This is a genomic window from Thioclava pacifica DSM 10166 (assembly GCF_000714535.1).
In the GTDB taxonomy this organism is placed as follows: Bacteria; Pseudomonadota; Alphaproteobacteria; order Rhodobacterales; family Rhodobacteraceae; genus Thioclava; species Thioclava pacifica.
In genome coordinates this window covers 279109-298648 of sequence record NZ_AUND01000023.1, presented here as the reverse complement: position 1 = coordinate 298648, position 19540 = coordinate 279109, and the positions used below count along the sequence as shown (strand labels likewise).

20 protein-coding genes and 1 tRNA gene are annotated in these 19540 nt (G+C 62.2%); 11 read left to right on the top strand and 10 right to left on the bottom strand.

Features of this window, described 5'->3' with window-relative positions; translation table 11 throughout:
• Window positions 1-9 precede the first annotated feature (9 nt).
• The 4 genes from TP2_RS10700 to TP2_RS10685 form a co-directional block, all read right to left on the bottom strand.
• Window positions 10-771, bottom strand: coding sequence for a potassium channel family protein (locus TP2_RS10700; RefSeq protein ID WP_038077145.1), 762 nt, complete (start codon window positions 769-771; stop codon window positions 10-12).
• A 121-nt stretch (window positions 772-892) separates the two neighbouring features.
• Complete coding sequence (locus tag TP2_RS10695; protein WP_038077143.1) at window positions 893-1447, bottom strand: hypothetical protein; 555 nt, start codon at window positions 1445-1447, stop codon at window positions 893-895.
• A 238-nt stretch (window positions 1448-1685) separates the two neighbouring features.
• On the bottom strand, window positions 1686-2234 hold the full coding sequence (locus TP2_RS10690) for a hypothetical protein (RefSeq protein WP_038077141.1): 549 nt from the start codon (window positions 2232-2234) through the stop codon (window positions 1686-1688).
• A gap of 277 nt (window positions 2235-2511) precedes the next feature.
• Entirely contained in the window at window positions 2512-2844 is a 333-nt protein-coding gene (locus TP2_RS10685) for a hypothetical protein (RefSeq protein WP_038077138.1), read from the bottom strand.
• A gap of 274 nt (window positions 2845-3118) precedes the next feature.
• Here TP2_RS10685 and ettA point away from each other — a divergent pair, with 274 nt between their 5' ends.
• The 3 genes from ettA (at window position 3119) to TP2_RS10670 (ending at window position 6583) form a co-directional block, all read left to right on the top strand.
• Complete coding sequence (ettA, locus tag TP2_RS10680) at window positions 3119-4774, top strand: energy-dependent translational throttle protein EttA (RefSeq protein WP_038077136.1); 1656 nt, start codon at window positions 3119-3121, stop codon at window positions 4772-4774.
• A 72-nt stretch (window positions 4775-4846) separates the two neighbouring features.
• Window positions 4847-5644, top strand: coding sequence for a hypothetical protein (locus tag TP2_RS10675; RefSeq protein WP_157617102.1), 798 nt, complete (start codon window positions 4847-4849; stop codon window positions 5642-5644).
• A 129-nt stretch (window positions 5645-5773) separates the two neighbouring features.
• Complete coding sequence (locus tag TP2_RS10670; protein WP_038077129.1) at window positions 5774-6583, top strand: division plane positioning ATPase MipZ; 810 nt, start codon at window positions 5774-5776, stop codon at window positions 6581-6583.
• Between the two features lie 102 nt (window positions 6584-6685).
• Here the strand turns inward: TP2_RS10670 and TP2_RS18510 are convergent, their stop codons facing one another.
• From TP2_RS18510 to TP2_RS10660, 3 genes are all read right to left on the bottom strand, one after another.
• Window positions 6686-6838: a hypothetical protein gene (locus tag TP2_RS18510; RefSeq protein ID WP_157617101.1), complete on the bottom strand. Its 153-nt coding sequence runs from the start codon at window positions 6836-6838 to the stop codon at window positions 6686-6688.
• A gap of 310 nt (window positions 6839-7148) precedes the next feature.
• Window positions 7149-7225, bottom strand: a tRNA-Arg gene (locus tag TP2_RS10665).
• 101 nt (window positions 7226-7326) lie between these two features.
• The gene (locus TP2_RS10660; protein ID WP_038077126.1) at window positions 7327-8751 is read right to left on the bottom strand and encodes a sensor histidine kinase; all 1425 of its coding nucleotides are present in this window, start codon (window positions 8749-8751) and stop codon (window positions 7327-7329) included.
• A 280-nt stretch (window positions 8752-9031) separates the two neighbouring features.
• Here TP2_RS10660 and rpmH point away from each other — a divergent pair, with 280 nt between their 5' ends.
• The 8 genes from rpmH (at window position 9032) to yihA (ending at window position 16165) form a co-directional block, all read left to right on the top strand.
• Complete coding sequence (gene rpmH, locus TP2_RS18305; RefSeq protein WP_038142532.1) at window positions 9032-9166, top strand: 50S ribosomal protein L34; 135 nt, start codon at window positions 9032-9034, stop codon at window positions 9164-9166.
• Between the two features lie 125 nt (window positions 9167-9291).
• The gene (rnpA, locus tag TP2_RS10655; RefSeq protein ID WP_051692479.1) at window positions 9292-9717 is read left to right on the top strand and encodes a ribonuclease P protein component; all 426 of its coding nucleotides are present in this window, start codon (window positions 9292-9294) and stop codon (window positions 9715-9717) included.
• A complete protein-coding gene (yidD, locus tag TP2_RS10650; protein ID WP_038077123.1) occupies window positions 9714-9995 on the top strand; it encodes a membrane protein insertion efficiency factor YidD in 282 nt (93 codons plus the stop codon). The genes rnpA and yidD overlap by 4 nt, the downstream gene beginning before the upstream one ends.
• Complete coding sequence (ttcA, locus tag TP2_RS10645) at window positions 9988-10869, top strand: tRNA 2-thiocytidine(32) synthetase TtcA (protein WP_038077120.1); 882 nt, start codon at window positions 9988-9990, stop codon at window positions 10867-10869. Before yidD ends, ttcA begins: the two co-directional genes overlap by 8 nt.
• Window positions 10870-11044: 175 nt before the next feature.
• The gene (locus TP2_RS10640; RefSeq protein ID WP_169739524.1) at window positions 11045-12532 is read left to right on the top strand and encodes a GGDEF domain-containing phosphodiesterase; all 1488 of its coding nucleotides are present in this window, start codon (window positions 11045-11047) and stop codon (window positions 12530-12532) included.
• A gap of 371 nt (window positions 12533-12903) precedes the next feature.
• The gene (gene yidC / locus TP2_RS10635; protein ID WP_038077117.1) at window positions 12904-14751 is read left to right on the top strand and encodes a membrane protein insertase YidC; all 1848 of its coding nucleotides are present in this window, start codon (window positions 12904-12906) and stop codon (window positions 14749-14751) included.
• Entirely contained in the window at window positions 14748-15515 is a 768-nt protein-coding gene (locus tag TP2_RS10630) for an MOSC domain-containing protein (RefSeq protein WP_038077114.1), read from the top strand. Before yidC ends, TP2_RS10630 begins: the two co-directional genes overlap by 4 nt.
• On the top strand, window positions 15515-16165 hold the full coding sequence (gene yihA / locus TP2_RS10625) for a ribosome biogenesis GTP-binding protein YihA/YsxC (RefSeq protein ID WP_038077111.1): 651 nt from the start codon (window positions 15515-15517) through the stop codon (window positions 16163-16165). The genes TP2_RS10630 and yihA overlap by 1 nt, the downstream gene beginning before the upstream one ends.
• A 51-nt stretch (window positions 16166-16216) precedes the next feature.
• On the opposite strand, the gene argF is transcribed toward yihA, so the two are convergent.
• The 3 genes from argF to TP2_RS10610 form a co-directional block, all read right to left on the bottom strand.
• The gene (gene argF / locus TP2_RS10620; protein WP_038077109.1) at window positions 16217-17143 is read right to left on the bottom strand and encodes an ornithine carbamoyltransferase; all 927 of its coding nucleotides are present in this window, start codon (window positions 17141-17143) and stop codon (window positions 16217-16219) included.
• 90 nt (window positions 17144-17233) lie between these two features.
• A complete protein-coding gene (locus TP2_RS10615) occupies window positions 17234-18406 on the bottom strand; it encodes an aspartate aminotransferase family protein (protein WP_038077685.1) in 1173 nt (390 codons plus the stop codon).
• A 244-nt stretch (window positions 18407-18650) separates the two neighbouring features.
• Complete coding sequence (locus TP2_RS10610; RefSeq protein ID WP_051692476.1) at window positions 18651-19397, bottom strand: ZIP family metal transporter; 747 nt, start codon at window positions 19395-19397, stop codon at window positions 18651-18653.
• Window positions 19398-19540: the final 143 nt, after the last annotated feature.

Genomic DNA, 19540 nt, shown 5'->3' with positions numbered 1-19540 from the left:
CGCCCGTCGTCAGGTCAGCCCCTCGGTGTCGATATGCACCACTGCCCCGCAATGCTTGCAGTGGATCGCGTCGGCATCATGCAGGCTCAGCCCGCATTTCTTGCACTCGTAACGCACTTTCGAAGGCCGGAAGAGAACCTGCGCGAGCCGCAAGAACAGCGTCACCCCGAAGATCATGATCGCGACCGAGATCATCCGCCCCCACTCGCCCTTCGGCGTGATATCCCCGAAACCGGTCGTGGTCAGCGTGGTCACGGTGAAATAGAGCGCGTCGGCATAGTTGTTGATCTGCGGGTTGATCCGCACCTGCGTTGCGTAGATAAGCCCCGTCATTACAAAGAGAAACACGCCGAGATTGATCCCCGCAATCACCACGTCCTCGTGGCGGCGGAAGAAGGCGAAATCGCGCCGCAGCCGGGCCAGAAGCTGATAGGTGCGCAAGAGACGCAAGGTGCGCAAGATCCGCAGAAAGCCAAGTCCTTCCCCAGTGATCGGCGCGAGGAAGGAAATCACTGCGATGATGTCGGCCCAGGTCGCGGGTCGCGCCCAGAAACGGATCTTCTCGTTTGAAATTGCATAGCGCGCGGCGAAATCTGCCACGATCACCACGCCGATCAGCGCGTCGATGATCTCGATCCAGATCGTATGCGGGAAGAAAGAGGTGATGATCACGAATGCGATCGTCACGAAATCGAAGATCAGCAGCCCGTATCGGAACGCATGTGCACGCGGCGTGTCGGCTTCGTAGAGATGGTGCAGGCGCTTGATCATCGAAATTCCCCAAGTCTCGCTCAGGGATACAGGCTTTCGTCCAGCTGTCAAAGCGTGCAAGAAGCGGCCCCCTCGCGGGAGCCGCCTCTGAAAAGATCCATCGCGGATCGGGTTGTGAGTATCACTTCACGACAACGGGGACGAAAACCAGCCGGCCACCCGATGCCGAGTTGCCCTGCGCGGCGATCAGCTTCGCGGTTTCGAAATCATCGTGGCGCACCGCTTGCGCGATCTCTTCGAGCTGCGCGGTCGTGTAAGCCTTCGGGTTCAGCCCCAGCTCGGCCGCGAGCTGCGCCTTGCCCTGATTGGTTGCGCCGACACCCGGACCGCCCGGCAGGCGGTCCTCATGGCCACGGTAGAAATTGACCTTGCTCAGATCGCCCTTGCGTGCGGCGTGCAGCATGTTCGTCAGCTCGGCGACCGTGTACGCGCGCGGGTCGACATCGCTCAGGCCCGGGAATGTTTGAAGCTCGGCCGCGATCTGGGTCTTGCCCTGGTTCGTGGCCCCCGACGCCATCGGGCCCGAAGCGGGCGAGCTGGTCGACATCGGCACGGCGATCACGCCCTGACCGGAGTCATTGGTCGAATGGGAAAAGCCCGCGGCAGACGCGATCCCGGCGGAACCGGCGGTCAGGGCGAGAGCGGCGATAGCGGTAGTGAAAAGCTTACGGGTCATGATGAACTCCTTCTCATCAAATGGATTGTCTTCTTGGCGCCATTGGCGTCGGTGAGCCTCATCTAAGTGTTCAAAATGGAGATCAAAGGCCGTTATTGACCCGTAGTATGTTTGATTTTGCACATATAAATCGGGAACCTTTTTTCGCAGCCCCCGATCACATCCCCTTGAATAAAATATAAAAATAGGCGGCCTTCCGATTGGAAGGCCGCCTATCACGATTGGCTCAGGGGTTAAGTCAGTTCGCGACCACCGGGACGAACACGATGTAGCCATAGGGGGCCGGGTCACCATGGGTCGCGGTAAAATTCGCCGCGTCCATATGCCCGCGCTGAACGTCGTTCTGCATCTGATCGAGCTGACCAGTCGTGTAGTTGCCAGGGTCGGCGCCAAGCTGCGCGGCGAGCTGCGATTTGCCTTGATCGGTCGCGCCGATCCCCGGGCCGCCGGGCATCAGGTTCTCATGGTTGGCGAAATAGAGCGCCACATCCATCCGACCGCGACGCGCGGCGTGCAGCATGTTGGTCAGCTCAGCGACCGTGTAATCGCTCGCCTTGATGCCGCTCAACTGCGGGAAGGTCTGAAGCTCGGCCGCGATCTGGGTCTTGCCCTGGTTGGTCCAGCCGATTCCGGGGCCGCCCGAAGCCTGAACACTGCCTCCCATAGGTGCGATGATCACACCTTGCGATGCGCCGGGCGTGCCAGTCTCCCGCGCAGCGGCGATACCAGCAGAACCGACAGTGAGCCCGAGGGCGGCGAGAAGAGCGATAAGCGGTTTACGTGTCATGACAAACTCCTTTCATGACTTTGATTTTGAAAATGACTTTCGGCGCAATGCGTCGTCGGTGGGATTGAGGTGTGCTCGGGTCGGGGTGGTGAAAAGGATATTAATTAGCCTGCTAATTGTGAGCCGACGCACATAACTCAGGGGAACTCGGTGCAAAATGGAACAGCTCTGACGGCCCGACGAGTCAGACCGAATAAAACCGCATTGATTACAAACGAAAAAAGCAAAGCGGCCCTCGCTTTGAGGGCCGCTCGCATGCAGTTCAACTTGTGGGGACTCAGCTATCGCGGCCCATCACGGGTTGCGGAGCCACGTCGACAGGTTTCCGGTTCTCATGCGAAATCACGAAATTCGCGGTGTCGACATCGTTGTTATAAAGCGCCGACTGGATGCGGGTAAGCTCGGCCGAGGTATATTTCGCGGCATCCAGGCCCAGCTGGGCGGCGAGCTGAGCCTTGCCCGGGGTGACCTCACCGACCGAAGAGCCCGTGCTCGAGCTGTAGGATTTCGCCATCGACGGCGCGATGGAGCCATAACCGTTGCCACCGGCGGCGGCGAAGGTGGTGCTCAGGGCCAGAGCGGCGATGGCGGTGCTGATGATCGTTTTCATTCTCTCTCTCCAATGATGAAGCAATTAGCGTTGTTTCCGCGGGCAACCGTCGACAGGGGGAGGCGTCGGTCCCGCGATGGAGATGGATTTAGGATCGTTCTCTGGTGCAGGAAAGATCACAAATTGACATCTTTCTGCGCATTTATGCACATTGAAATCCGCCAGAGACGCGACAGAAACCGCAGCCTCCTACGTTGCGGCCCACGGCCCCTTTCCCTGCCGCCCCTTTCCGACTAGAAGGCGCCCAAACCCCTTATTCCAAACGAGGTCGACAATGGCGTCCTATCAATATGTCTATCACATGGATGGTGTCTCGAAGACCTATCCCGGTGGAAAGAAATGCTTCGAGAACATCCGCCTGTCCTTCCTGCCCGGCGTGAAGATCGGCGTCGTGGGCGTCAACGGCGCGGGTAAATCCACGCTGCTGCGCATCATGGCGGGCATCGACAAGGATTTCTCCGGCGAGGCCTGGGCTGCGAAAGGCGCGAAGGTCGGCTACCTCCCGCAGGAGCCCGATCTGGACCCGGCGCTCAACGTGCGCGGCAACGTCATGGAAGGCGTGGCCGCCAAGAAGGCAAAGCTCGACCGCTTCAATGAACTGGCGATGAACTACTCGGACGAGACCGCCGACGAGATGGCGCAGCTTCAGGACGAGATCGATTCCGAGAACCTCTGGGATCTCGACAGCCAGGTGGACGTGGCGATGGAAGCCCTGCGCTGCCCGCCCGACGACGCCGATGTCGAAACCCTCTCGGGCGGTGAGCGCCGCCGGGTCGCGCTGTGCAAGCTGCTGCTTGAAGCGCCCGACATGCTGCTCTTGGACGAACCGACCAACCACCTCGACGCGGAAACCATCGCCTGGCTGCAAAAGCACCTGATCGAGTACAAGGGCACGATCCTCTGCGTCACGCACGACCGTTACTTCCTCGACGACATCACCTCGTGGATTCTCGAGCTCGAGCGCGGCCGCGGCATCCCCTACGAGGGCAACTACTCCGCATGGCTCGAACAGAAGGCCAAGCGCCTCGAGCAGGAAGCCCGCGAGGACAAGGCCAAGCAGAAAGTTCTCGAGAAGGAACTTCAGTGGATCCGCGCCGGTGCCAAGGCCCGTCAGGCGAAATCCAAGGCCCGTATCGCGGCCTATGAGAAGATGGCGGACCAGTCCGAGCGCGAGCGCGTCGGCAAGGCCCAGATCATCATCCCGAACGGCCCGCGTCTGGGCGGCAAGGTGATCGAGGTCGAGGGCATCTCGAAGCATTACGGTGACAAGCAGCTGATCGAGAACCTCAGCTTCTCGATCCCGCCGGGCGCCATCGTCGGCGTCATCGGCCCGAACGGCGCCGGTAAATCCACGCTGTTTCGGATGATCACCGGGCAGGACACGCCCGACAGCGGCGAGATCACGCTGGGCGATACGGTGAAGCTGGCCTATGTCGACCAGTCGCGCGATGCGCTCGACCCGAACAAGACCGTCTGGGAGGAAATCTCGGGCGGTGCCGAGCTGATCGAGCTGGGCGACGCGCAGGTCAACTCGCGCGCCTATTGCGGCGCGTTCAACTTCAAGGGCGGCGACCAGCAGAAGAAAGTGGGCCTGCTGTCGGGTGGTGAGCGCAACCGGGTCCACATGGCGAAACTGCTGAAAGAGGGCGGCAACGTGCTGCTGCTCGACGAACCGACCAACGATCTGGACGTCGAAACCCTGCAGGCGCTGGAAGCCGCGATCGAGGACTTCGCCGGCAACGCGATCATCATCTCGCACGACCGCTTCTTCCTCGACCGCCTCTGCACCCACATCCTCGCCTTCGAGGGCGAGGCCCATGTGGAATTCTTCGAGGGCAACTTCGAGGATTACGAGGAAGACAAGATCCGCCGTCTGGGCCCCGATGCGGTCGAGCCGAAGCGGGTGAAGTACAAGAAGTTCAGTCGGTGAGATAATTTAAGTTGCAGTCAACCTAGTCCGTCTCGATGATAGCGAGGCGGACTTTTCTTTATGGGAGCAGCAATGTCCGGCAATGACAATGATTTCGTAAGAATGGGACTTATTGAGCGTCTAGCAACGACGCTTGGAAATTACGCTTCTTCAAACTTTGGAGCACGATTTTACAGCGACGATTACCTTGAGGGGCTAGTAAAAATCCGCCTCGCCAACGACCACAAACTTAGCCGAATTATCGTAAGTGTAATATTGGCAACGCTTGGCGTCACTTTCTTTCAGCAAGTTTCTGGAAACATCAGTCTTTGGGGCCTTTCTCTACCCTTGCCTGCTTATGGCGTTTACCTTTTCTGCTTATACCTTGCGAGCTCGCTCTTTGTCCTGACTGCGACCTTTATTGACTCAATCATCATTGATCGGCTTTTAAACAGGCTTGGACAACGGCAAGGGATATACCAATTTCAGCTGCTGACACTCTCATTCGGGGTAAGCAACCTTTGGTCGATTGCTTTCACTCCCACCTACTTCGGCCCGCGGTCCACTTGGGCACATAAGTTCTTGCATGGACTGTTCGCAGCATTGCTTCTCTCAACGTCTCTTGCATTATACGCTTTTCCCGCAATCATCCTATTAAATAAGGTTCTTGAAAAAAGTTGGAGCGAGCTGCCCATCTTTGCCGTCTTCATGCTTCTAATGAGCTCGCTGCTACTGCTTACCACCCTCGTGCTTGGTCTAGCATTTCTCCTACGATTCAGGTTTAACTCGGCCCTATTGCCAGAGCCCGCAGACCCATTCATTCCAGAAAACTGGAAAGAACTCGGAGACCCCCGCGCCTTCGATCCTCTGGAAGACGACGAACAAGGCTAACCCCCGACCAAAACCACACACCCCTCCCCCATCTGACCGCGCCGGTCACTCCCCGCCTTCCCCCTCCCTCCTGAGCCATCTATAGTGGTCCGCAAGGGACAAGACACAAGACAAGGCAGGGATAGCGAAGTGGCGCATATCATCGTGATGGGCAACGAAAAGGGTGGGTCGGGTAAGTCCACCACCTCGATGCATGTGGCGACCGCACTGGCGCGGATGGGCTGGAAAGTGGGTGCGCTCGATCTCGATCTGCGCCAGCGCAGCTTCGGGCGGTATGTCGAAAACCGTCTCGCGTTCATGGATCGCGAGGGGCTCGACCTGCCCACTCCGGATTACCGCGAACTGCCCGAGGTGGATGCGGCGACGCTGGCGCCGGGGGAGAACCCCTATGACCATCGCCTTTCCACCGCCGTGGCCGAGATGGAGCCCTCGTGCGATTTCATCCTGATCGACTGCCCCGGCTCGCATACGCGCCTGAGCCAGGTCGCGCATTCGCTGGCCGACACGCTGGTCACGCCGCTCAATGACAGTTTCATCGACTTCGACCTGCTGGCGCGGATCGACCCGGTGACCTCGAAGGTGATCGGCCCGTCGATCTATTCCGAGATGGTCTGGTCGGCGCGGCAGCTGCGCGCCAAGGCGGGGCTGAAGCCGATCGACTGGGTGGTGCTGCGCAACCGCGTGGGCGCCCAGCAGATGCACAACAAGCGCAAGGTGGGTGCGGCGCTGGAGCAGCTCTCGAAGCGCATCGGCTTCCGCGTGGCACCGGGTTTCTCCGAGCGCGTGATCTTCCGCGAGCTGTTCCCGCGCGGGCTGACCCTGCTGGATCTGAAGGATCTGGGCGTCGAAAGCCTCAACATCTCGAACGTGGCTGCACGTCAGGAACTGCGCGACCTGATGAAGGAGCTCGACTTGCCGGGCGTCACGATCGACTTCTGAGCGCGCAGAGCCGCTCTGTAACCTCTCTGGAAACGCAGAACGCCCGGGCATTGCCCGGGCGTCTTGCTTACGCGCCTGAACTCAGGAGGAAGAGGCCGACGCTCAGGCCGCGCGCTGCAACTGGGTGAAGGGGGAGACATGCAGGCGATGCTTCTTCGGCTCGGGAGAAGCGCGCAGGGCATCGTAACGCGCATCGAGAACATTATCGCGACGCTTGCTGAACAGCTTGAAGATCGAAACGAAGGTGCGGGGCATCGTTGGCTCCTAAGATGTCTGTTGCTTTCCGTTAAGTACAACCTGACGCTGAATTGCGGCCGACAAATGGCGCGAGCAGGGAATGTGCGGGGCCAAGTCACGGCGACAGCGTGCTTGTTGAAAACCGTGGAACAATCACCTCCGGCAGCCAGGATTTGCCCTGCAATTGCGCCGGAAATGCGACAAGGGTCGATTTGCTCTCCCCGGAACGGGCAGGCGCACAGACGACAGGAGAATCAAAATGCACGCACACGTAAAAGGTGTGCGGATGGCGGCGTGACACGCGCTGCATCGATTTTGGGGGGGGAAATGGCGGACCCGGAGCGATTCGAACGCCCGACCCCTTGATTCGTAGTCAAGTGCTCTATCCAGCTGAGCTACGGGTCCGCTTGTGGGGGGCGATTTAGCCTTCGCGCCGGGGCATTGCAAGGGCAAAACGCGACCTATTTCGGAATTTCGCCGAAAAATTCCGCAGCCCCCTGATTTGCCTAGCTCTCGGCGCAAGCGGCCTTTTCGAAGCCGCCGTCGAAGCTGATATCGGAGGGCAGGAAGATGCGAAATTCGGTACCGGTCTCATCGGTGCGCACCAGATCGAGCCGCCCGCCATGGCCGCGCACCAGCTCTGCCGCGATTGCGAGACCGAGACCGGTGCCGCCCGCACGGGTGCCCCCGGTAAAGGGCTGGAAGAGGTGCTCACGGGCGCGCTCTGGCAGGCCCGGGCCGCTGTCCTGAACGCGGATCCACCAGCCGTCGCTATTCTCCCCTGCCCCGATCTCGATCGTGCCGACCTGCCCCGTCGCCTCGATCGCCTGACGCGCATTGCGCGCGAGATTGTTGAGGACGCGATAGAGCTGTTCGCGATCGGCGCGGATCACAAGGTTGGGCGGGACATCGGTGATGAACTCGACCGCGGGCCCGTCGCTGGGATGTTCCTCGTTCTCGAGGACTTCCTGCGCCAGTTCGCTGAACATGAAGCGCGAGAGCGTCGGCGGCGGCTCTTTCGCCTTTCCGAAGGCGAGCGTCGTCTCGCACAGATTGATCGCCCGCCCGATCGACCCCATCAGCTTCGGCGCGGCGCGCTGCACACCCGGATCCTCCGAGCTCTCCATCCTGTCCGCGAAGAGCTGGGCCGTGGTAAGGATGTTGCGCAGGTCATGGCTGATCTTCGCAACCGCCTGACCGAGCTGGGCGAGACGTTCCTTCTGGCGCAGTGAAGATGTGAGCTGTGTCTGCATCGAAGCCAGTGCCTCTTCTGCCACGCGCAACTCCTCGACGCTGGCCTGAGGGGTGATGATGCGCCGTGCATCCTCGGGCGCTTCGGCATAGGCCGCCATATGCGCAACCAGCCGTTTGATCGGCACCACCATCAAGCGTCGCACCAGGAAGAACAGCAAGACGGCGGTGATCACCGAGAACACCGCCGAGATCGACAGCAGCCTCAGCCCGTATTCCACCATCGCGATCCGCATCGGCTCGGTGGCGAGCGTGACTTCGATCACGATGCCGCCTTTCTGGACCGGCTCGCCGAGCACGCGGATCACCTTGTTATCGACATCGAAGAGCGCATGGACCGCATCGCGAATCCGGGTCCATTCCGTCGAGTTGCGCAGATCGTAGGTCTCGGTCACCGGCGAGGGAATCGGTGAGGACAACACGAGCTGGCGCACCGCATCGCGCCGAAGCACCACGTTGAACACGCCCGCATTAGCCAGAAGCTCCTTTTCGAGGTCCGGCGCGATGGTGGTGTCGGTGGTCAGAAGGGCGAGCGAGGCAATCTGGGCGCGCTCGAGGCGGGTCAGCAGATAGTCCTCGCGGAAATTGGCGAGACCCGGCAGAAGGATCAACGCTTCGGCGAGCACGACGAATACCGTCGTCAGGATCAGAAACCGCCCTGAAAGAGTGTTTACTTTCATCGCCTATCTAACGTTGGGGCGGCGTTGTGCCATCCCGTCCCTCGCCTCTTTACGCCCCAGAACGCGCTTGACGCAACCAGAGTGCTTTGCCGACAAGATAGGCGGCTCGCGAAAAAGGCAAAACCCCGTGAGCCATCACGTTTCGCGCATGGACCCGAATAAAGCGCGAAAAAAGCGCTTCAGGCGAATTGACTTGGCGCGGAGAGGCCACTAAAGACCGGGCTTCGAATGATATCAGGCCTCGAATCCCAATTCAGGGGCCCGAACCGGAGTGACAACGATGAAACGCACGTTCCAGCCGTCGAACCTCGTTCGCGCCCGTCGCCACGGCTTCCGTAGCCGTATGGCGACCAAGGGTGGCCGCAAGGTTCTCAACGCCCGCCGCGCGAAGGGTCGTAAGCGTCTGTCGGCCTAAGGCCGTCTGCGCCGCGACAGGCTTTTGACGCCGCCGGTAGCTTTTCGGGATCAGGCCTCGTGCCCCGATCACGGATCGCGCCCGGCGGTTTCGCTATTTGCGCCCCCGATCCGCGAGGTGCCGTGATGGCCGCCATCCGCTCTTCCGATCCTGCTCGTCCGACCGCGATTCTGCGCCAGCGCGCGGATTACCTGCGGGCGGCCTCGGCGCAGCGCAAGAGCATGCCCGGTTTTCTGTTGCAGGCGCGCGCACGGCGCGAAGACGAACCCGTCGCGCCCGATCTGATCCGCGTGGGCTTCACGTGCTCGAAGAAGCTCGGCAATGCGGTCGCCCGCAACCGCGCGAAGCGCCGCCTGCGCGAACTCGCCCGCGCCGTGCTGTCTGATGCCGGCCGTCCGGGCTGGGATTACGTTCTGGTCGGACGCCCCGAGGCCACTGCCACCCGCGAGTTCGCGCAGCTGCTCGCTGAGTTTGCCTCTGCCCTCGCGGTGATCCACGATCTGCCCATCGCACCGCCGCGCCCGCGCAAACCCAGAGGCAAGAAAAAATGAGCCCCTTCGCCCATATCCTCGCCCTACCGGTACGCGCCTATCGCCTGCTGCTCAGCCCGTGGATGGGTCACGGCTGCCGCTATCAGCCGACCTGCTCGGTCTATGCGCTGGAGGCACTTGAGCGCCACGGCGCGATCAAGGGGGGCTGGCTTGCAGGCAAGCGGCTTCTGAGCTGCCACCCCTGGGGCGGGCATGGCTATGATCCGGTGCCCGGTGCCGATCCCGATTTCGACGCCGCTCATCGCGGCTGTTCGCACAAGGACCATTCCGATGCTTGACGACGAAGAGAGCCCGATCCACCCGCTTTTCGCAGGCGCGCCCTCTACGACCGAGTTCAAGAAGCTGCGCAAGCGTATCGTCCGCGAGACCCGCGAGGCGATCGAGAAATACGGCATGATCGAGCGTGGCGCGAAATGGCTCGTCTGCCTGTCAGGCGGCAAGGACAGCTACACCCTGCTCGCCGTACTGCACGAGCTGCAATGGCGCGGCTTGCTGCCGGTCGAACTGCTGGCCTGCAATCTCGATCAGGGCCAGCCGGGGTTCCCCGCGACCGTGCTGCCTGAGTTTCTGGAGAACATGGGCGTTCCGCACCGGATCGAGTATCAAGACACCTATTCGATCGTGATGGACAAGGTTCCCCAGGGCCGCACCTACTGCGCGCTGTGCTCGCGCCTGCGCCGGGGCAACCTCTATCGCATCGCGCGCGAGGAAGGCTGCTCGGCGGTCGTGCTCGGCCATCACCGCGACGACATCCTCGAGACTTTCTTCATGAACCTCTTCCACGGCGCGCGCCTCGCGACGATGCCGCCGAAACTGGTGAACGAAGAGGGCGATCTTTTCGTCTATCGCCCGCTTGCATTCGTGGCTGAATCCGATTGCGAGAAATTCGCGACCCAGATGAATTACCCGATCATCCCCTGCGATCTATGCGGCTCGCAGGACGGGCTGCAGCGCCAGCAGGTCAAGGCGATGCTCGACGGCTGGGAGAAGAACGCGCCGGGCCGGCGCAACAAGATGTTCAAGGCGCTGATGAACGCGCGCCCCTCGCATCTGTGCGACACTTCGATCTTCGACTTCGCGGGGCTGGAGCTGCGCACTGGCGATAAGGCGGATTTTAACGAAAACGTCCCGGTTTTGCGCGAGAGCGATTAACGCCCCGGCTACCAATTGACCCTAGCCTGCAAGCGATCCGGTTCGGCTCATCGGTCGGACCAACGCCACGGGGGTAGGTGTCATGGGGAAAACCGCAAAACCGCGTTATGCGCGGAAATCACAACTGCGCGCATGGGCACTCGGCAAGGCCGGGCCGGTTCTCTTGCGGCGTGAAATGATCGCTTTTCTGCCTGCCTGCGGGCTGGCGCTGCTCTGGATCGGGCCGGAGGCGATGGTGCTTCTGGGATTCACCGCGGTTCTCGTGGGCTGGATGACGCGCCCGCTCCCGATTCCTCCCGAAGAAGACGACGACAGCTGCGATCCGGCAACGGGCCTTCCAATGAAAACGGCCGCGGTCGAAGCGTTCGGGGACACCATGGAAGAGGCGCGCGATCGAATGCGTCCGACCGCATGCCTGATCCTCGGCCCCGATTCACCCGATCAGCTTTTGCGGCACCTCCATGGCGACGAGTTCGACCTTCTTCTGCGCCGGATGGGCGAGCGGCTGGGGGCGCAGATACGCGCAGGCGATCGGGTCGCGCGCTGGGACGGGGCGATGTTCGCGATTCTGCTCAAGCCGACGCCACGGCTCGATCTCGAGGGGATGATCCAGCTCGCTGGGCGTTTGCAGGACGCTCTGGCCGAGCCCTATTCGATCGGGGCGCGAGAAATCACGCTCGACACCCATATCGGATTCCGGCTCGTGCGGCGACAGGATCTCGAAACCCGCGCGCCGCTCGAAGCAGGTGCCCTGCTGGCCGAGGCGGAAGCGGCCGCCCGCGACGCGCGACGCGCCGGCTCAGGCGCGATCCGCGCCTTCGCACAGGCGGCGGGGGCAATCGAACCGAACGAACACAGCCTCGCCCGCGAATGCAGCGACTCTCTTGAAGCTGGTCAGATCAAGGCATTCTTCTGCCCGCAGATCTCGACCGATACCGGCGCAATCTGCGGCATCCAGGCGATGCCGCGCTGGCTACACCGCGAATGCGGCTTGCTCGATGAAAGCCAGGTACTGCCCGCGATCGAGGCCGCCGGATTGATCGAGCGATTTTCCGAAGTCATGCTGTTCGAAACCTTTGGTGCCCTGCGCGATTTCGATCGGCTTGGCGACGAGGTCGGCCCCGCCTCCCTCCCATTGCCACTCGCCCAGCTCGACAATCCGAAATTGGTCGAACGGCTCGCCTGGGAATGCGACCGGTTCACAATTGCGCCTGAAAGGCTGTGTTTCGTAGTGCCACAAGCCGCCGCTGCGCGGCTTTCCGAAGAGTTGATCGACCACAACCTGCGTGCCCTGCACCGTCTCGGCTGCCGGATTGAGCTGGCAGGCTTCGGCACAGGCCCCGTCTCGGCGGAGACGATCCGCAAACTCGCCCCTGAGCGGCTGCGCATCCACCGCTCTCTCGTGGCAAAAATCGATCAGAGCCCCGACAACCAGAAACTCGTGGCGGCGATCGTCTCGATGGCCGAAAGCCTCGAACTGAGCACACTGGCCGATGGCACGTCGAGCATCGCTGAACACGCCATGCTCGGCCAGCTCGGCTGCTCTGTCGTGCAAGGCCCCGCGATCGCCGCGCCGATGCCGCTAGAGGAATTCCACGACTGGGCCGAGCGACACCGCGCCAAGCTCGACGCGACGCCACGCCTTGATCTTGGGAACGGGTGAACGGTGGCGCGCATCGCCCTGCACCACCGCCAACGCGAGCGCAAAGTGTCATCAGTAGGGGCGCCGCTCGCGGTATTCGCTGCGCGCACCCGCGCCTGCGCTCAAGGGCCAAAGTGATCGCGCGGCAGGGCAAGCCGCCGCCTCTCGAACACCAATGCGAAACAGGCCGGCCTGCCCACCGATATCCGGGCGGAGCCCATTCCCTGACCAGCGCGCAGCACGCCGCCGGCACCCAATCGTCACCGCTTTCATGCCAAAGCTTTCACAAACCGGGCTCGCGACCCTGTTTTAAGGGAAAATGGCTTGACCTTTGCCTGCCCCTTCTGTTGAACCTCCCCAAGTTTTCGACAGGCTGGTGGACTAGGGGCTTCATGGATAATCAGAACAAGAACCTCATTCTCGCCGTCGTGCTTTCGGCACTGGTGCTCGGCGTCTGGACCTATTTCTTCCCCCCCGAGCAAACCGTCGTGCCGCCGCAGGGCGAGAATGTCTCCGATCAGGTCGCTTCGCCCGAGGCCCCTGACATCACTCCGAATACCGCCGCGCTGGACAGCCAGACCGTCGATGCCGACATGATGTCGAAGGCCACGGGCGCTGCCGTTCAGGCCGCCCCCCGCATCGAGATCGACACCCCCGATCTCAAGGGCTCGATCTCGCTTCTCGGTGGCCGTCTCGATGACCTTCAGCTGAAGAAGTACAAGGAGACGCTGGACGAGGATTCGCCCGATGTGCGCCTTCTGGCTCCGGTCGGCGGTGCCCAAGGCGATGCCACCAAGCCCTATTATGTCGTCTATGGCTGGATGCCCGCGGGCGGGCTGCCCGCCGATCAGGTGCCGGGGCCGAACACGCCCTGGACGCAGATCGGTAGCGGCACGCTGACTCCCGAAAGCCCTGTCACGCTGCAATGGAACAACGGCCACGGGCTGACCTTCCAGCGCGAGATCTCGGTCGACGACAAATATCTCTTCACCATCAAGCAGACCGTGCAGAACGGCACCGATCAGCTGGTGAAACTCGCCCCCTACGGGATCATTGCGCGCCACGGCATTCCCGAGGAGCGCCGCGTCTATGTGCTTCACGAGGGCGCCGTGCGGATGACCGATGGCGAGCTCGAAGAGATCAAGTACAAGAATATCACGAAGCTCGATCCGCAGGGCGCCGAGGGCCAGGCGGAGCTGCTGCAGGCCACGGATGCTGGCTGGACCGGCTTCACCGACAAATACTGGATGACGGTGCTCGCGCCGATCTCGGGCCCCTTCACCTCGGTGGTGAAATACTCGGGCGAGAACTCGGATATCTACCAGACCGAGACCCGCCTGCCGGTCATCGAGGTCGCGCCGGGTGCGATCGGTGATGCGCAGACCCATCTCTTTGCCGGCGCGAAGGAATGGGAGACCATCCGTAACTATCAGGACAACGTCCCGATCCAGAACTTCGTCGACTCGATCGACTGGGGCTGGTTCTACTTCCTGACGAAACCGATGTTCCGCCTGCTGCACTGGCTGCATGGCGCGATCGGCAACATGGGGTGGGCGATCATTGCGCTGACCTTCATCATCAAGCTGATCGTCTTCCCGCTCGCGCGCAAATCCTACATCTCGATGGCCAAGATGAAGGAACTCCAGCCCGAGATGGAGAAAATGAAGGAAGCTGCTGGCGATGACCGCCAAAAGATGCAGCAGGGCATGATGGAGCTCTACAAGAAGAACAAGGTCAACCCGGCCGCGGGCTGTCTGCCGCTTCTGATCCAGATCCCGATCTTCTTCTCGCTCTACAAGGTGATCTACGTCACGATCGAACTGTATCACGCGCCGTGGATCGGCTGGATCCACGACCTGTCCGCGCCCGATCCGACGTCGATCCTGAACCTCTTCGGCCTGCTGCCCTTCAATCCTCCGGATCCGGGCTCGCCGTTGTTCATCCTCTCGCTCGGCGTGCTGCCGATCCTGCTGGGTGTCTCGATGTGGTTCCAGCAGAAGCTGAACCCGGCGCCGACCGACGCGACCCAGGCGATGATCTTCGCCTGGATGCCTTGGGTCTTCATGTTCATGCTGGGAAGCTTCGCGTCTGGCCTGGTGCTCTACTGGATCACGAACAACACGATCACCTTCATCCAGCAGTACACGATCATGTCGATGCACGGGAAACGCCCCGATCTCTTCGGCAATATCAAGTCGAGCTTCCAGAAGAAGAAACCGGCGGCTGACGAGAAGAAATGACGGCGAACCTCGCCCATATCTACCGCCACCCGATCAAGTCGATCGGGGTGGAGGAGTTGGAAAACGCGTCCCTCCAGGAGGGGCGCGTTTTGCCCTTTGACCGGGAATGGGCAGTGCTGCACGAGCGCTCGAAGATCGGCGCAGGCCCGGACGGGCGCGCCGCGGGCTGGGGGCCGAAGATCAATTTCGTGATCGGGCGCTCCGCGCCCGAACTGATGGGCGTCACCTCGCGGTTGTTGGAGGATGGGCGCATCGCGCTTGATCATCCCCGGCAAGCCCCCCTCGAGATCAATCCCGCGCAAGACGCCGATCAGCGCAGGCTATTCGACTGGCTGCGCCCTTTCTGGCCCGAAACCGCACCGCGCCCGACAGCGCTCGTGCGCGCGGGCGAGCGGGCACTGACCGACGATCCGCTGCCTTACGTCTCGTTGATCGGGCAGGCCTCGCTCGACGATCTGTCGAAGCGCGTCGGCAAAGATCTCGACCGCCGCCGCTTCCGCGCCAATCTCTGGGTCGAGGGCTGGGAACCCTTCGCCGAGTTTGATCTGGTCGGAAAGACCCTGAGGATCGGCGAGGCCGAGATGCAGGTGCGTGCCTGCGTCGAGCGCTGCCGCGCCACAGATGCAAATATTGAAACTGGCATGCGCGATGTCGACATGCTGGCCGAGCTGGAGCGCCATTACGATCATCGCGATTTTGGTGTCTTCTGCCTCGTGACCACGCCGGGCCGGATCGGTCGCGGCGACAAGGTGGAGGTGCTCTGATGGAGCTGAATTTCCCGCTGGCCGAAGAGCCCGACGACTTCGCCCGCGAGGCCGGGCGCAAGCTCTTTGCGGCGCCGGTCGAGTTCCTCAAGGGTGTCGTCGCGATGTCCGGCCTGCCACCTGCGGACCGGATCGAAGTCTGCTTCGCGGGTCGCTCGAATGTCGGCAAGTCGAGCCTGATCAACGCGCTGACGAACCGCCGCAACCTCGCGCGCGCCTCGAACACGCCCGGGCGTACGCAGGAGATCAACTATTTCACCACGCAGGACGGCCCCTACCTGGTGGACCTCCCGGGCTACGGGTTCGCGCAGGCCCCTGTCGCGGTCGTCGCGAAGTGGCAGGCGCTGCTGAAGAGCTATCTCTCGGGCCGCGCCACGCTGCGCCGCGCCTTCGTGCTGATCGACACGCGCCACGGGGTAAAGGCTGTGGACGAAGAGATCCTGAAGCTCCTCGACCGCTCGGCCGTGACCTTCCAGGTGGTGATGACGAAGGCCGACAAGGTCTCGGCCAAGGATCGCGAAAAGGTACTGACGCAGGTTCGGCAGGCGCTGTCGAAGCATCCGGCTGCCTATCCCGAGATCGTTCTGACCTCGTCGGAAAAAGGCGAAGGGATCGAGACCCTGCGCGCCATCATCGCCGGGCTCGACTGAGCCGAACGCGACAGGACCGGGCAAGGCAAGCGCCCTGCCCGGCCGAAAGCCTTACACGCCGAGGCAGTAGCGCATGACCGCCTTCTGCGCATGCAGACGGTTCTCGGCCTCGTCGAAGATCACCGAATTCGGCCCGTCCATGACACCGCTCGTGGCCTCGTCATTGCGATGCGCGGGCAGGCAATGCATGAACAGCGCATCCGGTTTGGCGTGGCTCATCAGCTCTTCGTTGACCTGATAGGGGCGCAGCTGGTTGTGCCGGCGCTCCTTGGCGGATTCCGGATCGTGCATCGACACCCAGGTATCGGTCACGACGAGATCGGCGCCCTCGACCGCCTTGACCGGATCGCGCTCGATGGTAACCGGATGGCCCGCCTTCGCGGCCAGGTCGAGCCAAACGCGCTCGGGATCGAGCGTTTCCGGCCCGGTGAACGTCAGATCGAACCCGAATTGCGCAGCGGCATGAGCGAAGGAAGCAAAGACGTTATTGCCGTCGCCCGACCAGACCACCTTCTTGCCTGCGATGGGGCCGCGATGTTCCTCATAGGTCATCACATCAGCCATGATCTGGCAGGGATGGGTGCGATCCGTCAGCCCGTTGATCACCGGCACGGAGGCATATTCCGCCATCTCGAGCAGGGTTTCTTCCTCGAAGGTGCGGATCATGATCAGATCGACATAGCGCGAGAGCACGCGGGCCGTGTCGGCGATGGTCTCGCCATGGCCGAGCTGCATATCCGCCCCCGAGAGAACCATCGACTGCCCGCCCATCTGGCGCACACCCACATCGAAGCTCACGCGGGTCCGGGTCGAAGGTTTCTCGAAGATCAGCGCGACCATGCGGCCAGCCAGCGGCTGATCGTCATCAAGCGCGCCTTTCGGGCGATCGGCGCGCGCCTGTTTCATCGCGATGCCTTGGTCGATCATCGATCTGAGAGCGGCGGGATCGGTTTTGTGGATATCGAGGAAGTGGTTCATTACGTCGTCTTTCTTGGAGGGGTTCGGAGGGGCTGTCCGCCCCACTGCGCTGGCGCGCAGCCCCCGAGGATATTGCGAGCAGTTGGAAGATCAGCTCTCGAGTTGCGTGGCGGCAGCGTCGAGGCGCTTCACCGCCTCGCTCAGATCCGCTTCGGAAATGTTGAGCGCGGGCAGCAGGCGCAGCACGTTGTCGGCGGCCGGCACGGTCAGAAGCTCCTGATCATACGCGGCAGCCACGACATCCGCGGGCGCTCGCTTGCATTTCAGGCCGAGCATTAGGCCTGCGCCTCGCACGCTTTCGAACGTGTCGGGATGGGCGGCGACGAGCCCTTCGAGTTTCTGGCGCAGCAAGCCCGCCTTGGCGTTTACCTGAGCAAGAAATGCGGGATCGGAGACGATCTCCATCACCTTCGCGCCCACCGCGCAGCCCAGCGGGTTGCCGCCATAGGTCGAGCCATGCGTGCCCGCGGTCATACCCGAGGCCGCGTTTTCCGTAGCCAGAACCGCGCCGAGCGGGAAGCCCCCGCCGATGCCCTTCGCGACCATCATGATATCGGGCGTGATCCCCGCCCATTCATGCGCGAAGAGCTTGCCGGTCCGACCGACGCCGCATTGCACCTCGTCGAAGATCAGCAGCGCGCCGGTCTCGTCGCACAGATCGCGCAGTCCTTTCAGGCATTGGTCGGGCACGGGGCGGATGCCGCCCTCGCCCTGCACCGGCTCGATCAGGATCGCGGCGGTCTTGTCGGTGACGGCAGCGCGCAGGGCCTCGTGATCGGCCCAAGGGAGCTGGGTGAAACCGGGCAGCAGGGGCCCGAAGCCCTTCACCATCTTTTCCGATTTCGGGGTGGCCGAGATCGCGCCGGTGGAACGGCCGTGAAACGCACCCTCGAAGGTGATGATCTCGATCCGGTCCTCGCCCTTCGACGACCAATATTTCCGCGCCATCTTGATCGCAAGCTCGGCAGCCTCGGTGCCCGAGTTGGTGAAGAAAACCGTATCGGCAAAGCTGTTCTCGACCAGCGCATCGGCCAGCGCCTGCTGCTGGGGGATCTGGTAGAGGTTCGAGACATGCCAAAGCTTGCCCGCCTGCTCGGTCAGCGCCTGCACCAGTTCGGGGGCCGCATGACCCAGCGCGTTCACCGCGATGCCGGCCCCCATGTCGAGATATCGGGTGCCATCCGCCGTCTCCAGCCAGGAGCCCTCGCCCTTCACGAAGGCAAGCGGCGCGCGATTATAGGTCGGCAGAACGGAGGGGATCATCGGGTCAAACTCCAATAAGAGAAGGCAAATGCGTGCAACAGTCCCGTGGGGCTGTCAACATTCAGGGGCCTTCGGTCAGCGATTTGAGAGGGTTTGTGGCGCTATGCCACGGCAGATCGGACGTCAGGCGCGCGAGCGGCGACGTCGGGGACGGGCGATATGGTTGGTCCGTGCGATCATGCGACGGCGATTACGCCGGGTCAGTCACAAAGTAAAGAGGGAACATATCCCCCTCCTGCGCGGCTCAGCCCAGGGTCACGTCGAGGAACATCATCAGGATGAGCCCGAAGAGAAGCCCGGCAGTAGCCCTGTTCTGGTGTCCGTTGCGATGGGTCTCGGGCAAGATCTCATGGCTGATAATGTAGAGCATCGCGCCGGCGGCGAAGGTGAGCCCCCAAGGCAGCAGCGCGCCCGATACCGAGACCGCAGTCGCGCCGATGAGCGCACCAAGAGGCTCGACCGCGCCAGTCATCGCGGTGACGAAGAACGCCTTACGTCTGGTATAGCCTTGCCCGATCAGCGCCACGGCGACGGCCAGACCCTCAGGGATGTCTTGCAGCGAGATCCCGGTCATCACCGAGAACCCGTTGTCGGTTCCCGCGCCGAAGGCAACACCGATCGAAAGACCTTCGGGGAAATTATGGATGGTGATTGCGATCACGAAGAGCCAGATCCGGGCAAGCTGCGCGGCATCCGCACCTTCGCGCCCAGTGGTGAAATGCTCATGCGGCAAGGCGCCGTTGAGCCAGGCCACGAACCCTGCGCCGAGCGCGATCCCGATCGCCGCGATCGCAGCCGCGACCCAGACCGAGCCGAACATCGTCTCGGCCACATCAATGCCGGGCAGGATCAGCGAGAAATAGGAGGCCGAGAGCATCACACCTGCGGCGAAGCCCAGCATCGTGTCGGCGGTACGTTGGCTCATCGAGCGACCGAGCAGCGCAGGGATCGCCCCGGCGGCCGTCGCCCCGGCGGCCACCATGCCGCCCATCAGTCCAAGCCAGATTTCAGGCACGTATCACTCCTCTGTTCTTCCGTTGCTCAGATGGGCGCGGATTACGCGTTTTTGCAAGAACGGCGAAGAAAGATTGCTCTTTTAGCGCATGATTGGTAAGGAAACCTGACCACAGATAG